We start from the raw sequence: 20,712 nt of genomic DNA, 5'->3' as shown, positions 1-20,712 counted from the left end.
TCCCCCTCCCCATCGCTGCGCGACACTCCTCGTCATCCCGGCGAAGGCCGGGATCTCGTCCTATCGGTTTACCGCACCGGCGAGATCCCGGCCTTCGCCGGGATGACGGTCAAACTGATGACAGCTCACCACCCCGAAACCGCCCTTCTACTCCCCCTCCCCATCCATCCGCGCGCACAGCGCATCGATCTTCGCCGCCAGTTCGGCGATCCGCATCTGGTCCAGCTTTTCGTGCAGCCGCATGATCTCCAGCTCGGCGCGCAGGTTGATCTCGTAATCGACGCTCGCGGTCAGCCGGTCCTTCGCCGCCTGCCGGTTCTGGCTCATCATGATGATCGGCGCCTGCACCGCGGCGAGCGTCGAGAGCATCAGGTTCAGGAAAATGAACGGATAGGGATCGAACGCCAGCCCGAAATGTTCGAGCACTTCCGAGTTGAGCAGCATCCAGCCGAGCAGCACCAGCGAAAAAACGATGATGAAGCCCCACGAGCCGCCCACGGCAGCGACCTTGTCGGCGAGCCGATCGCCCATGCTCGCCTGCGCATCCCCGATATCGGCGGCGTCGCGGCTGCTCGGCGCGCGCTTCGCGATCGCCTGCACGACGCGGTTTTCCTCGGAATCGAGTTCGTCGAAGGCGCGGCCGAGCAATCGCAGCGACAGATCGTTGAGATGCGTGTCCGCGTTCACATCGCTCCTATCCGACCCAGCGCCACATCCCGGCGACCATATAGCCGAGCGCACCATGCGCCCATGTCGCGACGATCCAAAGCACTATTCCGCCCAGCAGCGCGTGCGGCCGCGGAACCGCTTCGCCCCATGAGGCCTTGCCCGCAAACTGTCCCGCATAAGGCACAAAGCTCGTCCGCGCCGCCCAGCCGCGCCACGCATCGCCCATCAGCCGCGCCTTCTTCGCATCCTGCCCCGCCGACCCGACGAGCGCGAGAAAGGCGATCGTCGCGGAGAGTATGATCTGCCCCGGCGTCGGCATAACCATGATATGCGCGGCCGCCCATAGCGCGAACCCCCACATCATCGGGTGCCGCGTGATCGCGAACACCCCGCGCGGGGCGGCGGCCGCGTCCCTGGCGGCGTGCGGCGCGGGCAGCGCCGGATTGCCGATCAGCGACCCCATGAAGAGGATGCTGGCGAACAGCACGATCAGCGAGGCTGCCGCCCACAGCGCATCGCCGACCGCCCACAGCGGCGGCTCGGGCGGCATCCCGCGCCAGGCCTGCACGACCATGATCAGCGTCGCGATCGCGACGATCGAATAGACGATCTGGAACCCCCGCTCGCCGAGCCGCCCCGCGAGCCCATCCCGAAGCGGATGCGACAGAACAAGATGCGATCCGACGAACAAAATGCAGGTGACGATCAAAAGCGAGATGGGTTGCATGGCCAAATCCTCATCGAGCAATGCCGCTGCTCCGACGTCCCCCTCGTCGGGCGACTCGGAACATTGTCATCGCCACCATCCGCGACAAAGATAACAGTGTCAACATAGAGGATGGGAAAGCGGTGCGAAGGTTCGACCTCCGCGCCGCATCCCTACCAGTCGTATGCGTTGGGCAGCGCCCCTTCCTGCGGCGTCGCATAGCGCTCGCGCAGGCGGTCCTGCCGCGTCGTCAGCGACTGCGCCTTGCCGTCGATCCACACCATCGTCGGACGACTGCCCAGCTCGAGCGGGTCATTGTCCCAGATCACGACGTCGCCGGCGCGCCCCGGGCGCAGCGACCCGATGCTGCCTTCCATGCCGACCGCGCGCGCGGGCACGCTGCTGATCGACGCGAAAGCCTGGTCCCAGCTCAGCCCGCTCGCACCCGGCACGCGCGTCAGACCGACAAGGTTGCCGGCATATTGCGTCGCATAGCCCATCTTGTGCGCGTCATCGTCGTCGAACACCCCGACCGACACGTCGACGCCGGCAGCCTTGAGCCGTCCCGCGTTCGACTGCGTCGCCCCGAGTTGTTCGAAGCTCGACGGCAGGTCGGTGAGCGGCGAGACGAGCACCGGCACCTTCGCCGCGGCGATCTCGCGCGCGACGATCCAACCCTCGGTGGCGCCGACGAGCACCAGCTTCAGCGCGGGAAATTCGCCCTTCAGCTTCAGCACATTGACGATGTCGACCGCACGGTCGACGCGCACGAACAGCGGCGTCGTGCCGTCGATCACGCGCACGAGCGCGTCGGCGTCGGCGCGCTGGATCATCGCGTCATTGCCCCACTCGGCAAGCGCCGCGGGGTTGCGCGCATAGCTGCGCGCCGCGAGCAATTGTTCGCGGAACAGGAGGAAGGTCGCCGCACGGCTGCCGCCGGCCTTCGACGCGCCATCCTCGCCGAACGCGACATATTGGAGGGCGCGTGGGCGCGTCACCATGTCCATGTCGTCGGCCAGGTCGACCACCGCGCCCTGCCCGGCGAACAAATTGCTGCTGCCGCCCGGTGCGACGATCGCGCGCGTGACGCCCGACGCACGATTGACCGCGACGGGCGACCCCATCGGGTTCAATGCGGGCGCGATGTCGAGCCCCGCCGAAAAGCGCGTGCGCGGCGCCGAGCGGTCGTTGGTGCCGCTGACCGCATCGACCTCGACCAGCCCGACGCGGCTGAACGCCGCGACGATGCCAGGCGTCACATAACGGCCCTCGGCATCGACGCGCTCGATGCCGGCGGGGACCGCGACGCCCGCGCCTGCCGCGACGACCTTGCCGCCGCGCACGACGACGGTGCCGCGCTCGATCGGCGCACTGCCGTCACCGATGACGAGCTTTGCGTTGGTGATGGCGACGTCCTGCGCTGCGGCGGGAAGCGCGACCAGCGCAGCGGCAGACAGAAGGAGCGAACGGATCATTTCACATCTCCTTCACCCGGCTGGCCGAGCTCGAAATCGCTCACCGGCCGCCGCTTGGGGTCCATCGCGTCGAACATCAACGCGCCGTCGATCCACACTTTTTCGGGGCGCGTATAGGCGCTGAATGGATTGCCGTTCCACAGCACGACGTCGGCCATCTTGCCGGGCTTCAGGCTGCCCGTGCGGTCGGCGATCCCGAGCGCCTTCGCCGGATTATACGACAGCCAGGTCCAAGCCACCTCGTCGCTGACGTCGATGCCGATGCGGCGCCCGGCGGCGCGTGCCTTCGCGGCTTCCTGGTTCAGCCGCTGGATCTGGTTCGCGTCGTCCGAGTGGACGATCGTGCACGCACCGGCCTTGTAGACGAGCGGGATATTCTCCGGCACCGAGTCATAGGCTTCCATCTTGAAGCCCCACCAGTCGGCCCACATCGCCGAACAAATGCCTTCCTTCGCGAGGATGTCGGCGATCTTATAGCTTTCGACCGCGTGGTGAAAGGTCGACACCTTGTAGCCGAACTCCTTCGACATATCGATGACGAGCGCCATCTCGTCGGCGCGGTAGCAATGATTGTGGACGAGAATCTCGCCCGCGAGCACGCCCGCGAGCGTTTCCATCGCGAGATCGCGGTCGACCGCCTTGCCGTCGTCCATCTTCTTCTTGTACGCGGCCGCCTTGGCCCAGGTCGCGCGGTTCACCGCGAAATTGCCCATCCGCGTCGAGGGGGCACGCCCCTTGCCACCGTAAACGCGCTTCGGATTTTCGCCGCACGCCATTTTCAGGCCATAGGGCGCGCCGGGGAATTTCATCCCCTGTACCGTGCGCGAGGGCACATTCTTGAGCGTGATGGAGCGCCCGCCCATCAAATTCGCGCTGCCCGGCAGGATTTGCAGGCTCGTCACGCCGCCGTTGGCGAGCGCGCGGCTGAACCCCGGATCCTGCGGCCAGACGCTATGTTCGGACCAGACTTCGGGCGTCGTCGGCGACGTCGCCTCATTGCCGTCCGAATGCGCATCGACACTCGGGCTTGGATAGTCGCCAAGATGGCTGTGGATGTCGATAACGCCCGGGGTCAGGAACTTGCCGGTTCCGTCAAAGACCGCGATGTCGGCGGGAATCGGCGTATCGGGACCGCCGATCGCCTCGACCTTGCCTTCCGCCAGCAGCACGGTGCCATTTTCGATCCGCCCGCCCTCGCCGTCGAAGATGGTGACGTTGCGCACGGCGGTGACCTGCCCCGGATAAGGTTTATAGGTCGACGGGTAAGGATCCTTGTTGAACTTCGCCGGCTTTTCGGCGGGCTTGTCGCTCGCCGAGGCCGTGTCCTTTCCGGTCGCCGCACAACCAACGAGCGCCAGCGACACCGCAGCCAGCAGGCTGCCCTTCACACCCTTGATCATCGATTACGCCCCTTTGGGATGGGTACCGGCCGCCTGCGGCTCGCCCAGTTCGCCGCTGCCCGGAACGGCCGGTTCGCGGTCGGCGAGCGTGTCGAGGTGCATCCACTTCTTCACGATCGGCGACAGCGCCAGCACGACGATGCTGACCCCGATGGTGATCAGGCCGATTTCCCAATAGATGCCGAGCGTGGCGTCCTTGGTCATCGCGCCGTCATGCCCGCCGGTCGCCTCGCCGATCTTGCCGGCAACGAAATTTCCGACCGCGGTCATGTAGAACCAGGCGCCCATGATGAGCGAGGCGAGGAAGCTCGGCGCGAGGCGGTTCATCGCGCTCAGCCCGACCGGCGACAGGCAAAGCTCGCCGGTCGTATGGAGGAGATAGAGCAGGAAGACGAAGAGCACCGGCGTCGCGACCTCGGGCCCGACGCTGCTCGCGCCCCACACGAAGACGAGGAAGCCGAGACCGACTTGCGCCAGCGCCAGCGCGAATTTCGCGGGCGCCGACGGCTCGAGGCCCTTTTTGCCCAGCCATTGCCACAGCGCGGCGAAGACCGGCGCGAACAGGATGATATAGATGGGGTTGATCGACTGGAACACCGACGCCGGCACGCCGCCCTTGTCGACATATCGGTCGGTGTAGAGGTTGAAGCTGCCGCCGGCCTGTTCGAACAGGCCCCAGAACAGCGGGTTCAATGCGATCAGGAACAGGATCGCGAACATGCGCTCGCGCGGCTCCTTGTCGAGCTTGAACGATTCGTAAAGCACATAGCCGAGCAGCGCGAGGCCCGAGATGATCAGCAGGTTCTGGATGATGTCCTGATACTGGACCAGCGCCCACATCACCGCGACGGCGCCGAGGCCGACGGCATAGATGGTCATTTCCTTGTTGCGCGGGAGCGGCGCCGGCGCTTCGCCCGCGCCGAGCAGCACATTCTTGCCGAGAACGAAGACGATCAGGCCGGCGACCATGCCGATGCCCGCAAGGCCGAAGCCATAGGCCCAGCCGATCTTCTGCCCCAGATATCCGACGAGGATCGTGCCGAGCGCGGCACCGACGTTAATCCCCATGTAGAAGATGGTATAGGCGGCGTCGCGGCGCATGTCGGTCAGGCGGTAAAGCTGGCCGACCATCACCGAGATATTGGCCTTGAGGAAACCCGAACCGACAATGATCAGCGCGAGCGCGAGCCAGAAGACGTTGATCGTCGGGTCTTCCTGCCCGCCGACGCCCTCGAACGCCATGAACAGATGCCCGAGCGCGAGCAGAACGCCGCCGAACAGCACCGCCTTGCGCTGCCCCAGATAGCGGTCGGCCAGATAACCGCCGAGCACCGGGGTAATATAGACGAGGCTGGTGTAGGCGCCGTAGATCAGGTTCGATTTGCCGTCCGAAAACAGCCAGTGCTGCGTCAGGTAGAAGATCAGCAGCGCGCGCATGCCGTAATAGGAGAAACGCTCCCACATCTCGGCGAAGAAGAGCATATAGAGGCCCTTGGGATGGCCGGCGAATTCGGGCTTCTTGCTGCCGGCGATCAATCCGCCGACGGTCAGGAATACCCCGAGAACGACCAGCGCGATTACCGCGATCCAGTCGCCTTCGTCCCAAAGGCCTATATCTTTCATCAAAACGTCCCTTTTATCGATTATCTTGGACGCGGCCTCCCGCCGCGCGAATGGGGCAACCTAGCGCGAAAATTGCGTATGGGAAGAATCTAATTGCGCCTGAAACCGGTTCAGCCGGGCCAAAATCCGTTGCGAATCATTCGCAACACTTGCGCGGCGGCGCGGAAAAGCCCACATGGCGCCCCATGTTCAACGACACCTCCTCGCTCCTCGCCCACCTTGCCACCCGCCGCTCGGGCAAGGCGCGCGACATGGTCGCCCCCGGCCCCGACGCCGCGGCCTTGCGCGACATCGTCGCGCTCGCGCTGCGCACCCCCGACCATGGCAAGCTCGCACCCTGGCGCGTCGTTACGATCGCCGACGACCAGCGCGACGCCTTCGCGGCGCTGCTCAAAAAGGCGTGGGTGGCCGAAAATCCCGGCGCGGCGGGGCTGGACCTCTCGGCGCTCGACCAGTTCGCGCATCAGGCTCCGTCGCTGCTCGTGCTGATTTCCACCCCCGCCCCCGGCGCCAAGATTCCCGTGTGGGAGCAACAGATGTCGGCCGGCGCGGTCGGCATGAACCTCCTCCACGCCGCGCATGCGCACGGCTTCGTCGGCAGCTGGCTCACCGGCTGGGCGGCCTATAGCGCAGAGGTCGCGGCGGCATTCGGCGCCGGCGAAGACGACAAAATTGTCGGCTATTTCTTCATCGGCACCGCTTCGCGCGATCTCGACGAACGCCCGCGCCCCGAATATGACGACGTCGTTCGCGCCTGGGAAATTTAGTTTCAAATGCCGGACTGAATTTGTAATTAGCCGAATTTGACTGTGCTGCTGTCTTATGGCATTAAGGCGGCATGCTCGATCAGTCCAAACCCGTGTATCAGCGTCTGCGCGACGTCATCGCCAACGCCATCCTCGACGGCAGCTATCGTGACGGCGACATGCTTCCCTCGGTGCGTTCGCTCGCCGCGGAGGAAGGCGCAAACCCGCTGACGGTCGCCAAGGCCTATCAGACGTTCCAGGACGAAGGGCTGGTCACGGTCAAGCGCGGGGTCGGCATGTTCGTCGCCGAGGGCGCCACCGAACGCCTCCGCGACCTGATGCGCGCCGATTTCCTCGCCAACGTCTGGCCTCCGGTCGCGCAGCAGATGCGCCGCATCGGCCTCGACGCGCGGACCTTGCTCGATCTGACCGAGGCCTGACGGCTACCGCCCGATCTGCGCCGCCTTGTCGCGCAAATCCGCCGCCGCCTGCGCCTTCCCGCGCTTTTCCAGCAGCCCGGCGTAAAATTCCATGATCCCCGCATTGAGCGGCTGCAACCGATAGGCGCGGTCGATCAGCACCAGCGCGCGCGCATCATCGCCCTTCGCCGCCCAGGCGCGCGCCAGTTCGCGCAGGATCACCACGTCGCGATCGCCGATCCGCCGCCGCACCCGCTCGAAATGCCCGATCGCCTGGTCCCAATGTTCGAGGTCCATCGCGAGGTGCCCGGCGAGCCGGTCGGCGGCGATGCTCGACGGCTGCCCGTCGCGCAGCGCGAGGATCGCCGCGCCCGATCCGGCGGCATCGCCCGCGCGGTAAAGTGCGTTGGCGAGGCGCAGCGTGGTGCGCTCGCCCGCGTCGATCGCGCGCGCGGCGCGATAGGCTTCGACCGCAAGGGCGAACCGCCCGCCCGCGAGCGCGGCGTCACCGAGCAGGATATGCGCATCGGCGACGCCGCGGTTCGCGTCGCGCAGCCGCACGGCGCGGTCGATCGCGCGCGCGCCGTTGCCGCTCGCAAGGTCGGCGGCGATCGCCGGGATCGCCTTGGCCGGGTCGAGCGGCGCGGCGTCGGCCGCCATCGCCACCAGCCCGTAATCATCGTCGATCGCGAACGGCACGGCTTCGCCCGGGCTGAGCGCCGTCGCGCGCCCCATATAATCCGCCGATTCCATGTCGCGTCCCAGCTCGGCGGCCGTACGCGCCGCAAGGATCAGCGACCAGCTGTCGGCGTCGGGGCGGCGGACGAGCGGCAGCAGCGCCTCGCGCGCGGCGTCGGGATCGCCATCGGCCCATTCGGCGGCAGCAAGAATACGCCGCGCGGTGAAATTATGCGGCTGTTCGGCAAGCAGCCGGTCCGCCCACGTCGCCGCGACCGCCTCGCCGCCGAGCTCGAGCTCGACGACCGCGCTCAGCAGCATGAACGACGGCTGTTCGTCGAGTTCGCCCCGCGTGCGCTGGAGCAGGCTGCGCGCCAGCGCATATCGGCCCGCGCGCGCTGCGAGCACCGCCTGCAGATAATAGAGGCGCGGGTCGCGCGGCACGATCGTCGCCGCATGGCGAAGCGCCGCCAGCATGTCGCGATACCGCCCGAGGTCGCCGAGCGTCGCGGCCTGGTCGATCAGCGCGTCGGCATTGTCGGGGTCGGCTTTGAGCGCATCGGCATACCAGCTTAGCGACGCCTCCAGCCCCTCCCCGCTCCGCACGAGATTGGCCTTGAACGCCAGCGCCGCGCTGTTCGCCTTGTCGAGTTCGATCGCATAATCGACCGCGTCGCGCGCGCCGAGCGCGTCGGCATTGGCCTCACGAAAGCGCGCAACATCGACCCATAGCGCCGAATTGCGCGGCAGTTCGTGCACCGCGCGGTCATAGGCTTCGCGCGCGGCGAAGAGATCGCCGTTCGCCAGATGGACGTCGCCCGCGACCCATGCCGCCTCACCCATCATCTCGGGGATGACCGGCCCACCCTCCAGCGTCTCGAGCGCGCGCGCGCCTTCGCCTTGCATCGCATAAGCCCGGGCGAGCAGCGGCCGCAGCGCCGCATCCTTGGCGCCGGCGCCGAGCGCGCCCTTGACCGCCGCCTCGGCGCCGACTCCGTCGCCGAGGCGGATCGCGACGCGCGCCAGCATGACGCGCCTTGCGATGTCGCCCGGATCGTCGGCGATCGCCGCCTGCAACGCCGCGCGCTGTTGCTCATAAGCCCGGCGCGGCGTGTCCGGTCCGCCGCCGCCGCACGCCGCGAGCAGCAGCGCCGCCACCAGCGGCGCGGCGGTCCAGACGCGGCGCAAGGTCATTCAGCCCTGCATCCGATATTGTTTGAGCAGGTCGTAGAGCGTCGGCCGGCTGATCCCGAGCAATTTCGCCGCGAGCGAGATATTGCCCTCGCTCTGCGTCATCGCGCGGCGGATCGCGACGCGGTCGGCGGCCTCGCGCGCGCTGCGCAGGTTGAGCCACGCCTCTTCGCCCTCTTCGCCGCCGCCCGCCATATCGAGATCCTCGCGCATCACCAGCTTGCCGTCGGCCATGATAACGGCGCGCTTGATGCGGTTTTCAAGTTCGCGGACATTGCCCGGCCAGCGCGCCTCGTCGATCGCCTGCAGCGCGTCGGGCGCAAAGCCGCGCACCCCGGGATTCATCTCGGGCGCATATTGGTGGAGGAAATGGCGCGCGAGCAGCACCGCATCGCCCGGCCGCTCGGCGAGCGACGGGATCTTCACCACCATCTCGGCGAGCCGGTAATAAAGATCGTCGCGAAAGCTCTGCTCGGCGATCATCGCATCGAGGTCGCGGTGCGTCGCGCAGACGATCCGCGTATCGACCGGAATCGCCTTGCGCCCGCCGATCCGCTCGATCGTGCGTTCCTGCAAAAATCGCAGCAGCTTGACCTGCAACGGCAACGGGATGTCGCCGACCTCGTCGAGGAAGAGCGTCCCGCCGTGCGCCAGCTCGATCTTGCCCTCGGTCGTCTTCACCGCGCCCGTAAAGGCGCCCTTTTCATGCCCGAACAGCTCGCTTTCGAGCAGATTCTCGGGGATCGCGGCGCAGTTGATCGCGACGAACGCGCCGTCGCGCCGCCCGCTCGCCTCGTGCAGCCCGCGCGCGAGCAATTCCTTGCCGGTGCCACTCGCGCCGAGCAGCATCACCGACACGTCGAGGTTCGCGACGCGCTCGATCGTGCGCGCGACCTTCAGCATCTCGGGCGCGCCGGTAATCATCCCGCCGAGCACGCGATTATCGCCCGCACCCTGGCTCGCCAGCCGCGCATTTTCGACTTCGAGTCCGCGAACGTGAAACGCACGCGCGACGATCAGCCCCAGTTCGTCGATGTCGATCGGCTTCTGATAGAAATCCCACGCCCCGCTCGCGATCGCGGTCAGCGCGCTCGCGCGTTCGCCATGCCCCGACACGACGATCACCTTGGTATCGGGCTTGGCCTCGAGGATCGCCTTCAGCGTCCGGAACCCCTCGCGCGTTCCGTCGGGATCGGGCGGCAGGCCGAGGTCGAGCGTCACCACCTCGGGTTCCTCGGCGCGCAGCAGTTCGATCGCGGCGTCATGGTCGCCCGCGACAAACACGCGATAATCGTCATAGGCCCATTTGAGCTGCGTCTGCAGCCCGGCGTCGTCTTCGACCACCAGCAATTTAGGCAATCCGGTCCCGCCCTCGCTCATTTCATTCCCGCCTTCATCACCCGCGCATCGCCCCCGGCGGCGGCGCGCGCGTCGGCTAGCGGCAACCACAGGGTGAAATTGCTTCCCTTGCCCGGTTCGCTCGTCACCTCGATCGCCCCGCCCATCCCTTGCGCGAGCTGCAGCGCCTCGAACGCGCCGAGCCCGAAGCCCGATTCCTTCGTCGACACGAACGGCTTGAACAACTCGTCGCGGATGAACTCGCGCGTCATGCCGCATCCCTGGTCGATCACGTCGATGCGCGCGCGCCCCTGTTCGGCGACCGCGACGACCTGAACCGGCGTGTCCGGCGCCGACGCGTCGATCGCGTTGGCGACCAGATGCTGGACGATCTGGCGGACCGCGCCCGCCTCGGCCCACGCCGACAGGCCGGCCTGGCAGCCGACGAACAGCGCGCGGCGCGGCCGCATTTCCGCGGCAACCTCGTTCAGCAGCGGCTCGACCAGCGTGCGGCCGGGCTCGGCCGCCGGCCCGCGCTCGCGCGGCGACAGGCGGACGAGCAGGTCGCTGAGCCGCCCCGCCGAAATCTTCAGCGTCTGCGTCATGTCGGCGCGGAATTCGGGCTTGTCGGCGTGGCGCTCGGCATTGCGCGCGAGCAGCGACAATTGGCTCGCCAGATTCTTGATGTCGTGCATGATGAAGGCAAAGCGGCGGTTGAATTCATCGAAGCGCCGCGCCTCCGACAGCGCCTGCTGGCTCTGCGATTCGGCGAGATAGCTCGCCGCCTGCTGCCCCGCGATGCGCAGCACGTCGAGATCTTCCCAGTCGAGCGCGCGCGAGACCGCCGGGCGGTGCAGCACCGCGATCGCGATCATCCGCTGGAAATGGAGGACCGGCACGACCACCCACGCGCGCGTGTCGGCGATCAGCCAGTCGGGGATCGCCAGATCCACACCCGCCGGATGCTTGCCCGGAGCGCCGCGCCGCTCGGCGTCGAGGTCGACGATATGTTGCGTTTCCTGCAGCATGAAGGCCGAACGCAGCGACAGTCCGGCCTCTTCGCCCACGCCGCCAGGCCAATGCCATTGTTCCGCGACGCGAAAGCCGCCCGACGCGGCGGGCAGCATCAGCAAGGCACCCGGACTGCCGGTCAATTGCGCGAGCGCCTTGGCAACGCGCCGATAGAGGTTGCGATCGTCATCGCTCCCATCCCCCTTGGCGCCCTGCGCCAGCGTCGCGGTGAATCGCATCCACTCGGCGCGATAGTCGTAACGATGCTCGAAGAAATGCTTGGAGATGATCACGGCGAGCCACGCGCGCGAACGCGCGGACGCCAGCATGAGTCCTCCCGCGCCCAGCGCGACAGCCAGCGAGATCGCCTGCGCCAGCTCGGCATAATCGCTCCCGACCGCGCGCGCGACCGCACCGGTCAGCGCGATCAGGATCAGATAGACGGCGGCGCCCAGCAGGATCAGCGATCGCGTCGCCGCGGTGCGCGACAGCCGCATCCGCTCGCGCCCGATGTCCATCGCCGCGACGATATGGATCGGCACGGTGAGCAGCGCGACGGCAGGCAACAACGCGATCAGCGTCGAGGCCTTCGCTCCCGTCAGCGCGCCGATCAGCTGGACGTTGAGTTCATAGGCCCACAGCATGGCGAAACCGCCAGCGACCGCCAGCACCGGCATCCGCAGCCCGCCGCTCGCGCGCCGGACGGCGCCGTCGATGATCAGCAGCCCGCCGATCGCGACGATCATCGCGGTGAAGGTCAGCGTCGGCTTCATCCATGGCGCCGCGGCGGCGCCCGCGCGCCAATGCGCCGCCGCGCCGAGCAGGAAGGCGAGCAGGCAGATCGTCGCCAGCATCCGCAGGATCAGACGCAGCGGCCGCGGCATCGGCGCGCGCGGCGACCAGAATGTCGCGCCGAGCCAGCCGAGCATCGCGCCGTCGCGGACCATCTGCGCCACCAGCGCCTCCGACGATCCCGGCGAAAAGATCGTCAGCGCCGCGCACCACAGCGCGGTCGCCGCCGCCACCAGCACCTGCCAACGCGGCGCGGGCATCAACGCCGCCATGCGCGCGCGCGGCCGCATCAGCAGCCACAGGGTCGCGCCCGAAAAACTTGCGAGCGCCGCGACGCACAGGATGTACGACAGGGTCGCGAGCACGCTAGCGCGCTCCCTCCGGCCACAGCACGACGCGCACCGTCTGGAGCAGGATCAGGAGGTCGAGGAAGGGCGAGTAGTTTTTGGCGTAATAAAGATCATATTCCAGCTTCACGCGCGCGTCCTCGACCGAGGCGCCATAGGGATAGTTGATCTGCGCCCAGCCGGTCAGGCCGGGTTTCACCATGTGGCGTTCGGCATAATAGGGCAGCTTTTTCTCCAGCTCCTCGACGAAGCTCGGCCGTTCGGGGCGCGGCCCGACGAAGCTCATGTCGCCCTTCAGCACGCACCAGGTCTGCGGCAGTTCGTCGATGCGCAGCTTGCGGATCACGCGGCCGACGCGCGTGACGCGGGGATCATTCTCGCTCGCCCACACCGCCTTGCCCGACGCTTCGGCATCGATACGCATCGAACGAATCTTGAAGATGTCATAGGTCTCGCCGAACAGGCCGACGCGCGGCTGGCGATAGAAGACCGGCCCGCGGCTGTCGAGCACCACCGCGATGCCGGCGAGAAAGATCAGCGGCAGTCCGACGATCAGCACGATCAGGCTGGCGAGGATGTCGAACAGGCGTTTGCCCACTTTGGAAATCCGCTGCCCCGCCGAAAAGCCGTCGGAAAAGATAAGGCCGCTCGGGTTGGTGGTCGCAAGGTCGACGCGCCCCGTCTCGCGCTCGATGAAGCTTGCGATGTCGTTGACATGCACCCCCGTCGTCTTGACGCGGAGCAGGTCATTCAGCGGCAGCGCGTTGCGTCGCTCCTCGAGCGCGAGCACGACTTCGCCCGCGCGCAGCATCACGACATGCTCCGACAGATTGGCGATCGCCTCGCGCGGGATCGCCCCCGGCACCGTCTTCTCGTTCGCGCTCATCGCGACGAAACCGACCATCTCAAGCCCGCTCCCCGGCGCATCGGCGAGCGCCGCGAGCCGCGCCGCACGCGGCCCGGCGCCGAGCACCAAAATGCGCCGGCGAAAGGCTTCGGTGCCCGCCGACTGCGTCAGCGCGACGCGGATCACGAACAGCACGCCGATGGCGAAAATCATCGCATAGAGGCTGTTCGCACGCCACAGCGTCGCCGTTGGCAGCAGGAACCCCAGTACCGACAGAAAAATCACCCCGAGCGAAATCGCGGCGAGCAGGCGCGCGGTCGCAAAGCGCATCGAGCGCAGCCCCTCGTTCCCGTACATCCCGGTCGCCATCATCGCGAGCGAATTGGAAACGCCGAAGGTCAGGAGCGGCAGCCAGCGGCTCGCGAGCGGCCCCGCATCGAACCCCGCCTGATGCGCGTAGAGATGCCACGCCCCCTCGGCCGAGCCGAGCAGCGCGAAAAATTCGATCAGCGCCAGCCAGACGACGGCGTGCGGGACATAATGTTTGAACAGCCGGAACATGTTGGCGAAGTCCTACAGCCGAGGCGTCAACTGTCGGTTAATTTTACACTTGCTATATCGGCAATGACAAGGTGACCCGCTGCTTCGAAAGCGATAGACCGAATTCATGACGCTGATGATCCAGCCCCTCATCCTGTGCGGCGGTGCAGGCACCCGCCTGTGGCCCGAATCGCGCGGCACCCGCGCGAAGCAGTTCCTGCTGCTGCACGGCCAGCGCAGCCTGTTCCGCCAGACCGTCGAGCGCACGCCCGCGGGCCCCGATTTCCTGCCACCCATTGTCCTCTGCGGCGACGGCCATGTCGCGATGGTGCGCGAACAAATGGGCGATCGCGAAGAGACGCTGCTCGTCGAGCCGATGCCGCGCAACACCGCCGCCGCGATCGCGCTCGCCGTCGCGCAGGCCGACGCCGACACGCTGCTGCTCGTGATGCCGAGCGATCATGTCATCGCCGACGTCCCCGCCTTTCACGCCGCGATCGCCAAGGGAGTGCGCCTTGCGCAACGGGACTGGATCGTCACCTTCGGCATCACCCCCGACCGCCCCGAAACCGGCTTCGGCTACATCGCCGCCGGCAAGGCGCTCGGCGAGGACGGGTTTGCGGTCGACCGCTTCGTCGAGAAGCCCCCGCTCGCCGATGCCGAGGCGATGCTCGCGGCGGGCGGTTACAGCTGGAACGCCGGTATCTTCCTGTTCCGCGCCGCGCGGATGCGCGACGCGATGCTCACCCATTGCCGCGCGATCTTCGAAGCGGCGGACAATGCGGTTGCCGCCGGGATGCGCGACGGCGACGCGCTCTATGCCGACGCGATCGAGTTCGCCAAGGCGCCGTCGGACTCGATCGATTATGCCGTGATGGAAAAGGACGATCGCGTCGCGGTCGTCCCCGTCGCGATGGGCTGGTCCGACCTCGGCTGCTGGCACACGATCCACGCCCTCGCCGAAAAGGATGCCGCCGACAATGCCGTCACCGGCGACGCCTTTCTCCACGACAGCCGCGGCAACCTCGTCCGCGCCGGCGACAAGCGCGTGTCGATCCTCGGCATGGACAATATTGCGGTGATCGTCGACGGCGACGACATTTTGGTCATTCCGCTCGAACGCTCGCAGGAAGTCCGCGCCGCCGCCAAGGCGCGCGAATAGGCCTGTGCGATCGCCCAATTTCGCCGACGCCCCGCTCGGGCTGCTCGATCATCATCCGAACGAGCTGCGCGCGCGCCACTGCCACGACGACGCCTTCGTCGCCGTGGTGCTCGAGGGCGGCTATCAGGAAGCGGGCGACGAGGGCCGTTTCGACGTTCGCCCCGGCGACGCGCTGATCCACCACCCGTTCGAATCGCACCTCGACCGCGTCGAGGCGAAGGGCGCGCGCGTCCTCGTGCTGGGCCTGCCCGCCGAACTGGCGGCGACCTCGCATGTTCGCGGCCGCGTCGGCGACCCCGACGCGCTCGTCCGGATCGCCGCGCGCGACCCGCGCGCCGCCGCGGCCGCCTTCGCCGAGCAATTTGTCGCCACCCCCGACGCCGCGCTCGACTGGCCCGATTTGCTCGCCCGCGACCTCTGCGGCCACGCGCCCGTCCGGCTCGGCGAATGGGCCGAGCGCACGGGCGTGCGCGCCGAAACATTGAGCCGCGGCTTTCGCGCCGCCTATGGCTGCACCCCCAAGGCGTTTCGCGCCGACGCCCGCGCCCGCGCCGCGCTCGCGGCGATCCGCGTAGGCGGCGAGCCGCTCTCCGACATCGCGCACCGCCTCCATTTTACCGACCAGGCGCACATGACGCATGCGGTCGCGCGGCTCAGCGGCGCGACGCCGGGCGCGTGGCGCCGCATGGTGCCCGACGTCAAATCGATACAAGACATGGCCGACCTTGGCGTGTAGCAACCGGACAACACACCTGTTGGAGACGATCATGCTCGACCGCCGCACCCTCATCGCCACCCTCGCCGCGACCTCCGCGCTCGCGGGCGTCCGAAATCCCGCCGCCGCGCTGACGGCCCAGACCGCAAGCGGCGAAGGCGCGAAGCTCACCGCGATCTACGATCGCTTCTACGACCGGATGGTCGATGAAAGTCCCGAATTCGCGACCGCGCTCGGGCTCGACAAGGACGCCCGCCTGCCGCTCAAGGCCAAACTCGACGACCGCTCGCCCGCGGGAATCAAGCAAAGCCACCAGCTCTATCGCGACGGTCTCGCCGAACTGAAAAAAATCGATGCCTCAAAGCTTTCGGGCATGGACCTCGTCAACTACGAAACCTTCCGCGGCCCGTGGGAGCATTCCGTCAAGGCGTATGACACGTTCGGCTATGGTCTCCACAGCTGGCCCGAACCGCATCCGGTCACGCAATTGAGCGGCACCTACCGCTCGATTCCCGATTTCCTGATCAACCAGCACAGCATCGCGAACGCCGCCGATGCCGTGGCCTATCTCGCGCGCTGCGCCGATTTCGCGGTGCAGATGGACAACGAGACGGGGCGGATCAAGGCCGACCATGCGAACGACATCATCCCGCCCGATTTCGTCATCGACCGCACACTCGGCCAGTTCGACCGCATCTGGGCCCCCGCCGCCGACGCCAACGGGCTGACGAAAAATCTCGCCGCCAAGACGAAAGACATCCCCGGCGACTGGGCGAAACGCTGCGCCGCCATCGTCGAGGGCAAAATCTATCCCGCGATGCGCCGTCAGGCCGACGAGCTTCGCGCCGCCCGCCCCCGCGCGACCCACGACGCCGGCGTGTGGCGCCTGCCCAAGGGCGACGAATATTATGCCTATGCGCTCCGCTATGCGACGACGACGGGCATGTCGGCCGAGGAAGTGCACAAGCTCGGGCTCGACCGCGTCGCGGATCTCAGCGCGCGCGCCGACGCGATCTTCAAGACGCAGGGGATGACCAAGGGGACGGTCGCCGAACGGATGCGCGCGCTCGGCAAGGACCCGCGCTTCCTCTATCCCAACACCGACGAGGGCAAGGCGAAGCTGATCGCCGAACTCAACGCCCAGATGCAGGCGATTCAGGCGCGCCTTCCCGAAGCCTTCGGCCGCCTGCCCAAGGCCAAGGTCGAGATTCGCCGCGTCCCCGCCGATATCGAGGATGGCGCGACCGGCGGCTATTACCAGATCCCCGCACTCGACGGCTCGCGCCCCGGCGCTTATTACATCAACCTGCGCGACACCGCCGAAAATCCGTCGTGGACGCTGCCGACGCTCACCTATCACGAGGCCTCGCCGGGCCATCACCACCAGATCGCGCTGGCGCAGGAGGCCGAGGGCATCCCGCGCCTCCGCCGCCTCCCCGCTTACTCGGTCTATACCGAGGGCTGGGGCCTCTACGCCGAACAGCTCGCCGACGAGATGGGGGTCTATGAAAACGACCCGTGGGGCCGCCTCGGCTATCTGCAATCCTATATGTTCCGCGCCGCGCGGCTCGTCGCCGACACCGGCCTCCACCACTATAAATGGACGCGCGAGAAGGCGATCCAATATTATAACGAGACGCTCGGCACCCCCGAACCGTCGAACATCACCGAGATCGAGCGTTATTGCGTGTGGCCGGGACAAGCGACGAGCTACATGGTCGGCCAGACGAGCTGGGTCCGCATCCGCGAACAGGCGAAGGCCGCGCTCGGCGACAAGTTCGACCTGCGCGCTTTCCACGACACCGCGCTCGCGGCGGGCGCAATGCCGATCGAAGTGCTCGAATCGGTGATCGCCCGCTGGACCGCGGCGCAAAAGGGCTGACGATAGCGTCAGGAAAAACTCTGAAGCGTGCCCATCCTTATTTGGTCGTCATCCCGGCGCAGGCCGGGATCTCACCGATGCGTTTCGATGCAAGGTCGAGATCCCGGCCTGCGCCGGGATGACAAAGAAGAGACCGCGCTTCAGCCTGAGATACGCTCGCCCTAATTCTGGAAAATCGCCGGAGTTCCGGGTTTGACCATCTGCGCGACGCGCGCGGCGTCCCAGTTGGTCAGCCGGACGCAGCCATGGCTCTCCGCGCGGCCGATCGTGTGCGGCTCGCTCGTTCCGTGAATGCCGTAATGCGGCTTGCTGAGATCGATCCACACGACGCCGACCGGGCTGTTCGGGCCGGGCTGGAGCAATTTCGCCTCCTTGTTGTCGCTCACGTCCCAGAACAGCTTGGGATTATAGTGAAAGTCCGGGTTGCGGCTGACGCCCTTTATCTCCCACGTCCCGATCGGCAGCGGGTCGTGGCGGCTGCCCATCGTCGCGGGGAATTGCCCGACGAGCCGGTCGGCGTCGTCATAGACTTTCAGCACGCCTTCCGATTTGTCGACGACGATCTTCGCGGCGGCAAGCTGCTCGGGCGCGACGCCCAGCCGTTCGAGCGTGCCGTTCCAGCCGCGCGGGTCGTCCCCCGTCTTCGGGACAGCGACATCGGGGATGTTCGGAACGCGAAAGGACCGCCCCGCGCCGACCAGCGTCGACGGGCTGTTCAGCGCGACCAGCGTCTCGGGCGTCGTATGAAACCGCTCGGCAAGCGCTTCGGTCAGGTTGCGATAGCCGAGCGCGGGCAATTTGGCCTGATCGGCGGCGTCTTTCGGAAAGGCCGGAACGAACGGCCCCTTCGCGAAGCCCGCGGGGATGATGACCATCCGCGTCGCGGGGATGTCGCGCCCCTGTTGCAGCGCCTGTTCGGTCGCCGTGTCGAGCTTCCCATTTTCTTCGAGCCCGCGCGCTTTCTGGAAGCCGCGCAGCGCGGCGACATAGGACGCCCCTTCCTTCCCGTCGATCACGCCGGGCGAGAAGCCGAGATGGTCGAGCAGAACCTGCGCGCGAAGCGTCGGCGGCGCGGCGAAGGGCGCCGCCTCGGTCTCGGCATCCTCGAATCGCAAGCTGTCGGCGTCGGCCGCGACTGCCTCTTTCTGGTCGGTATCCGTATCTTGGGGGGCTGAATCGCAGCCGGCGATCAACAACAGGCACGGCAGAATGGATAAACGTTTCAAAAATTGTCCTCCCGGGTTCGAGGAGGATCAACGGTCCGGCGCACCAAAGGATGCGGGGACGGCGAACCGCCCAGCGCCGAGCTGCCCCAGGACATCGTGCGCTCAATTTGCACCGTCCTGCGCCCGACAAGCTCAGGGCGAACGGTTCATATTAGCGCATGCCGCTTTAGGGCGCGGGCGGGACGCTCGCCGCCCGCTTCGGCCGCGAGACGCGCGGCAGCGACCTGCGCGACCTCGATCCCGACGGCCATGTGTTCGACAAATCGGGGCTGTGATCCGTCCGGTTCAATCGGCCGGCGGGACGGCGATCGCCATGCCCGCTTTCACCCGGTCCATCACGACGAAGGATTCGAAGCGCTTGATGTCGGGGTCGTCGAAGAAGTGCGCGGCGATAAAGGTTTCGTAAGCAGCCATGTCGGGGACGACGACGATCAGCAGAAAGTCGGTGCGGCCCGTGACATAATAGCATTGCTGCACCTCGGGCGCCGCGCGCAGCCTGCTTTTCAGCGCCGCCATCTGCGCCGTATGCTCACGCTCCAGCTCAACCTCGACGATCACGCTGATCGCGCCGCCGCAGCGGGCGGGATCGACAATCGCGACATTGGCCTCGATCACGCCCAGCCGCTCCATGCGCCGCAACCGGCGCTGCACCGCCGCCGCCGAGAGATTCACGCTGTGGCCGATGTCGCGCAACGGCGTCCGGTTGTCGGCCTGCACCGCGCGCAATATCGCCCGGTCGAAACGATCCAATTCGACAGTCATGCAAAATTGTTGCGTAGCTTGCGGTAAAATCAAGCAGATTTTTCGGCAACGGCGCAATAGAATCTCGCCATGCCCCGGATTCGTCCCCTCTCCCGCCGCCGCATCCTTGCCCACATTCCGCTGATCGCCGCTGCCGGCTTTGCCTCGTCGCTGCGGGCCGCGGAACCGCCGGAACAAGACATCGCCGACATGGCCGCCGATGCCGTCGCCACCGGCGTTCCACCGGCGCTGGGAATGATCGCGATCGAGAACGGCCGCCTCGGAACGCCGAGCGCCTTCGGCGTCGAGGCGCGCGGCCGGCCCAGCGCAGCGTCCGCAACGGGGCGCTGGCATATCGGATCGAACGCCAAGTCGATGACCGCGACGATGGTCGCGCGGCTCGTCGAACAAGGCCTCCTCGACTGGAAGGCTTCGCTCGCCGACCTGCTGCCCGACGTGCCAATGCGCGAAGACTATCGCGCCGTCAGCTTGCCCGACCTTCTCTCGCATCGCGCAGGCCTCGCGCGCAACAGCGCCGCCGGGCTCGCGGCCATGCCCGACGACGATCCGCGCAGCGAGCAGGAGCGGCGCCGCGCATATGCCGCCGCGGCCCTGACCGAACCGCCGGTCGGCCCGATCGCCGTCGGGGCGGGAAGTTACAGCAATACAGGATTCTTTCTCGCCGGCCTCATCGCTGAACGCGCCACCGGACTGCCGTTCGAAGCGCTAATGCGCCGCGAGCTTTTCGTCCCGCTCGGGATGACGAGCGTCGGCTTCGGCGGCACGCCGCCCGGCGAAATCGCGGGCCATTCAAAGGGGGGGCCGGTCTATGGCGCGGCCGGCGACAATCCCGACTTTCTGCGACCTGCCGGCGGCCTTCATCTGTCGCTCGCCGACTGGGGCAGCTATATTCTCGACCAGATGCGCGGCCAGCGCGGCGAAGGGCGGCTCCTGCGAGCCGAATCCTATCATTTCCTTCATCGACCGCAGCCCGGCAGCAACAACGGCCTCGGCTGGGGGCTGGAAGCCGCTCCCGGCGGCAAGCCGATGTGGAGCCACGACGGCTCCAACGGCCGCTGGTTCGGCATCGTCGCCGTGCTGCCCGACGAACAGCGCGCCGCGATGGTCGTTGCCAATGCCGCCGGCGCCGAGGTCGAAGCCGTCGTCAACCGCATGGTCGTCAGGACGCTCGGGCTCGCCTGAT

17 protein-coding genes are annotated in these 20,712 nt (G+C 67.2%); 6 read left to right on the top strand and 11 right to left on the bottom strand.

Features of this window, described 5'->3' with window-relative positions:
* Positions 1-147: 147 nt before the first annotated feature.
* From FG95_RS11690 to FG95_RS11670, 5 genes are all read right to left on the bottom strand, one after another.
* Entirely contained in the window at positions 148-687 is a 540-nt protein-coding gene (locus tag FG95_RS11690; protein ID WP_037556021.1) for a DUF1003 domain-containing protein, read from the bottom strand.
* Positions 688-694: 7 nt separating this feature from the next.
* Complete coding sequence (locus FG95_RS11685) at positions 695-1,396, bottom strand: NnrU family protein (RefSeq protein ID WP_037556023.1); 702 nt, start codon at positions 1,394-1,396, stop codon at positions 695-697.
* 152 nt (positions 1,397-1,548) lie between these two features.
* The gene (locus tag FG95_RS11680) at positions 1,549-2,850 is read right to left on the bottom strand and encodes an amidohydrolase family protein (protein ID WP_052182305.1); all 1,302 of its coding nucleotides are present in this window, start codon (positions 2,848-2,850) and stop codon (positions 1,549-1,551) included.
* On the bottom strand, positions 2,847-4,250 hold the full coding sequence (locus FG95_RS11675; RefSeq protein ID WP_081933116.1) for an amidohydrolase: 1,404 nt from the start codon (positions 4,248-4,250) through the stop codon (positions 2,847-2,849). The genes FG95_RS11680 and FG95_RS11675 overlap by 4 nt, the downstream gene beginning before the upstream one ends.
* Positions 4,251-4,253: 3 nt before the next feature.
* A complete protein-coding gene (locus FG95_RS11670) occupies positions 4,254-5,873 on the bottom strand; it encodes a peptide MFS transporter (RefSeq protein WP_037556024.1) in 1,620 nt (539 codons plus the stop codon).
* 185 nt (positions 5,874-6,058) lie between these two features.
* On the opposite strand from FG95_RS11670, the gene FG95_RS11665 reads away from it, so the two are divergent.
* Both FG95_RS11665 and FG95_RS11660 read left to right on the top strand, forming a co-directional pair.
* Positions 6,059-6,640, top strand: a complete 582-nt coding sequence (locus FG95_RS11665; RefSeq protein WP_037556025.1) for a nitroreductase family protein — start codon at positions 6,059-6,061, stop codon at positions 6,638-6,640.
* A 71-nt stretch (positions 6,641-6,711) separates the two neighbouring features.
* A complete protein-coding gene (locus tag FG95_RS11660) occupies positions 6,712-7,059 on the top strand; it encodes a GntR family transcriptional regulator (RefSeq protein ID WP_037556026.1) in 348 nt (115 codons plus the stop codon).
* A gap of 3 nt (positions 7,060-7,062) precedes the next feature.
* On the opposite strand, the gene FG95_RS11655 is transcribed toward FG95_RS11660, so the two are convergent.
* From FG95_RS11655 to FG95_RS11640, 4 genes are read right to left on the bottom strand one after another with little or no spacing between them, the layout of a single operon-like run.
* Positions 7,063-8,910: a tetratricopeptide repeat protein gene (locus FG95_RS11655; RefSeq protein ID WP_037556027.1), complete on the bottom strand. Its 1,848-nt coding sequence runs from the start codon at positions 8,908-8,910 to the stop codon at positions 7,063-7,065.
* Positions 8,911-10,287, bottom strand: a complete 1,377-nt coding sequence (prsR, locus tag FG95_RS11650) for a PEP-CTERM-box response regulator transcription factor (RefSeq protein WP_037556028.1) — start codon at positions 10,285-10,287, stop codon at positions 8,911-8,913.
* A complete protein-coding gene (gene prsK, locus FG95_RS11645) occupies positions 10,284-12,413 on the bottom strand; it encodes an XrtA/PEP-CTERM system histidine kinase PrsK (RefSeq protein ID WP_037556029.1) in 2,130 nt (709 codons plus the stop codon). The genes prsR and prsK overlap by 4 nt, the downstream gene beginning before the upstream one ends.
* 1 nt (position 12,414) lies before the next feature.
* On the bottom strand, positions 12,415-13,803 hold the full coding sequence (locus tag FG95_RS11640) for a TIGR03013 family XrtA/PEP-CTERM system glycosyltransferase (protein ID WP_037556030.1): 1,389 nt from the start codon (positions 13,801-13,803) through the stop codon (positions 12,415-12,417).
* Between the two features lie 115 nt (positions 13,804-13,918).
* On the opposite strand from FG95_RS11640, the gene FG95_RS11635 reads away from it, so the two are divergent.
* From FG95_RS11635 to FG95_RS11625, 3 genes are read left to right on the top strand one after another with little or no spacing between them, the layout of a single operon-like run.
* The gene (locus FG95_RS11635) at positions 13,919-14,944 is read left to right on the top strand and encodes a mannose-1-phosphate guanylyltransferase (RefSeq protein ID WP_235211546.1); all 1,026 of its coding nucleotides are present in this window, start codon (positions 13,919-13,921) and stop codon (positions 14,942-14,944) included.
* A gap of 4 nt (positions 14,945-14,948) precedes the next feature.
* On the top strand, positions 14,949-15,680 hold the full coding sequence (locus FG95_RS11630; protein WP_052182309.1) for a helix-turn-helix transcriptional regulator: 732 nt from the start codon (positions 14,949-14,951) through the stop codon (positions 15,678-15,680).
* Between the two features lie 31 nt (positions 15,681-15,711).
* Entirely contained in the window at positions 15,712-17,541 is a 1,830-nt protein-coding gene (locus FG95_RS11625) for a DUF885 domain-containing protein (protein WP_037556044.1), read from the top strand.
* 161 nt (positions 17,542-17,702) lie between these two features.
* On the opposite strand, the gene FG95_RS11620 is transcribed toward FG95_RS11625, so the two are convergent.
* Both FG95_RS11620 and FG95_RS11615 read right to left on the bottom strand, forming a co-directional pair.
* Positions 17,703-18,767, bottom strand: coding sequence for a L,D-transpeptidase family protein (locus tag FG95_RS11620; protein WP_235211547.1), 1,065 nt, complete (start codon positions 18,765-18,767; stop codon positions 17,703-17,705).
* Between the two features lie 285 nt (positions 18,768-19,052).
* Positions 19,053-19,529: an Lrp/AsnC family transcriptional regulator gene (locus FG95_RS11615; protein WP_037556032.1), complete on the bottom strand. Its 477-nt coding sequence runs from the start codon at positions 19,527-19,529 to the stop codon at positions 19,053-19,055.
* Between the two features lie 69 nt (positions 19,530-19,598).
* Here FG95_RS11615 and FG95_RS11610 point away from each other — a divergent pair, with 69 nt between their 5' ends.
* The gene (locus FG95_RS11610) at positions 19,599-20,711 is read left to right on the top strand and encodes a serine hydrolase domain-containing protein (RefSeq protein WP_052182308.1); all 1,113 of its coding nucleotides are present in this window, start codon (positions 19,599-19,601) and stop codon (positions 20,709-20,711) included.
* Position 20,712 lies beyond the last annotated feature (1 nt).

This window comes from Sphingopyxis sp. LC363 (assembly GCF_000756385.1).
GTDB lineage: Bacteria > Pseudomonadota > Alphaproteobacteria > Sphingomonadales > Sphingomonadaceae > Sphingopyxis.
This window is presented reverse-complemented; position numbering and strand designations above follow the sequence as displayed.

Coding starts and splice junctions, on each gene's coding strand:
- FG95_RS11685 (WP_037556023.1), bottom strand. CDS start 1,396: ATGCAACCCATCTCGCTTTTGATCGTCACCTGCATTTTGTTCGTCGGA.
- FG95_RS11680 (WP_052182305.1), bottom strand. CDS start 2,850: ATGATCCGTTCGCTCCTTCTGTCTGCCGCTGCGCTGGTCGCGCTTCCC.
- FG95_RS11675 (WP_081933116.1), bottom strand. CDS start 4,250: ATGATCAAGGGTGTGAAGGGCAGCCTGCTGGCTGCGGTGTCGCTGGCG.
- FG95_RS11670 (WP_037556024.1), bottom strand. CDS start 5,873: ATGAAAGATATAGGCCTTTGGGACGAAGGCGACTGGATCGCGGTAATC.
- FG95_RS11665 (WP_037556025.1), top strand. CDS start 6,059: ATGTTCAACGACACCTCCTCGCTCCTCGCCCACCTTGCCACCCGCCGC.
- FG95_RS11660 (WP_037556026.1), top strand. CDS start 6,712: ATGCTCGATCAGTCCAAACCCGTGTATCAGCGTCTGCGCGACGTCATC.
- FG95_RS11655 (WP_037556027.1), bottom strand. CDS start 8,910: ATGACCTTGCGCCGCGTCTGGACCGCCGCGCCGCTGGTGGCGGCGCTG.
- prsR (WP_037556028.1), bottom strand. CDS start 10,287: ATGAGCGAGGGCGGGACCGGATTGCCTAAATTGCTGGTGGTCGAAGAC.
- FG95_RS11640 (WP_037556030.1), bottom strand. CDS start 13,803: ATGTTCCGGCTGTTCAAACATTATGTCCCGCACGCCGTCGTCTGGCTG.
- FG95_RS11635 (WP_235211546.1), top strand. CDS start 13,919: ATGATCCAGCCCCTCATCCTGTGCGGCGGTGCAGGCACCCGCCTGTGG.
- FG95_RS11625 (WP_037556044.1), top strand. CDS start 15,712: ATGCTCGACCGCCGCACCCTCATCGCCACCCTCGCCGCGACCTCCGCG.
- FG95_RS11615 (WP_037556032.1), bottom strand. CDS start 19,529: ATGACTGTCGAATTGGATCGTTTCGACCGGGCGATATTGCGCGCGGTG.
- FG95_RS11610 (WP_052182308.1), top strand. CDS start 19,599: ATGCCCCGGATTCGTCCCCTCTCCCGCCGCCGCATCCTTGCCCACATT.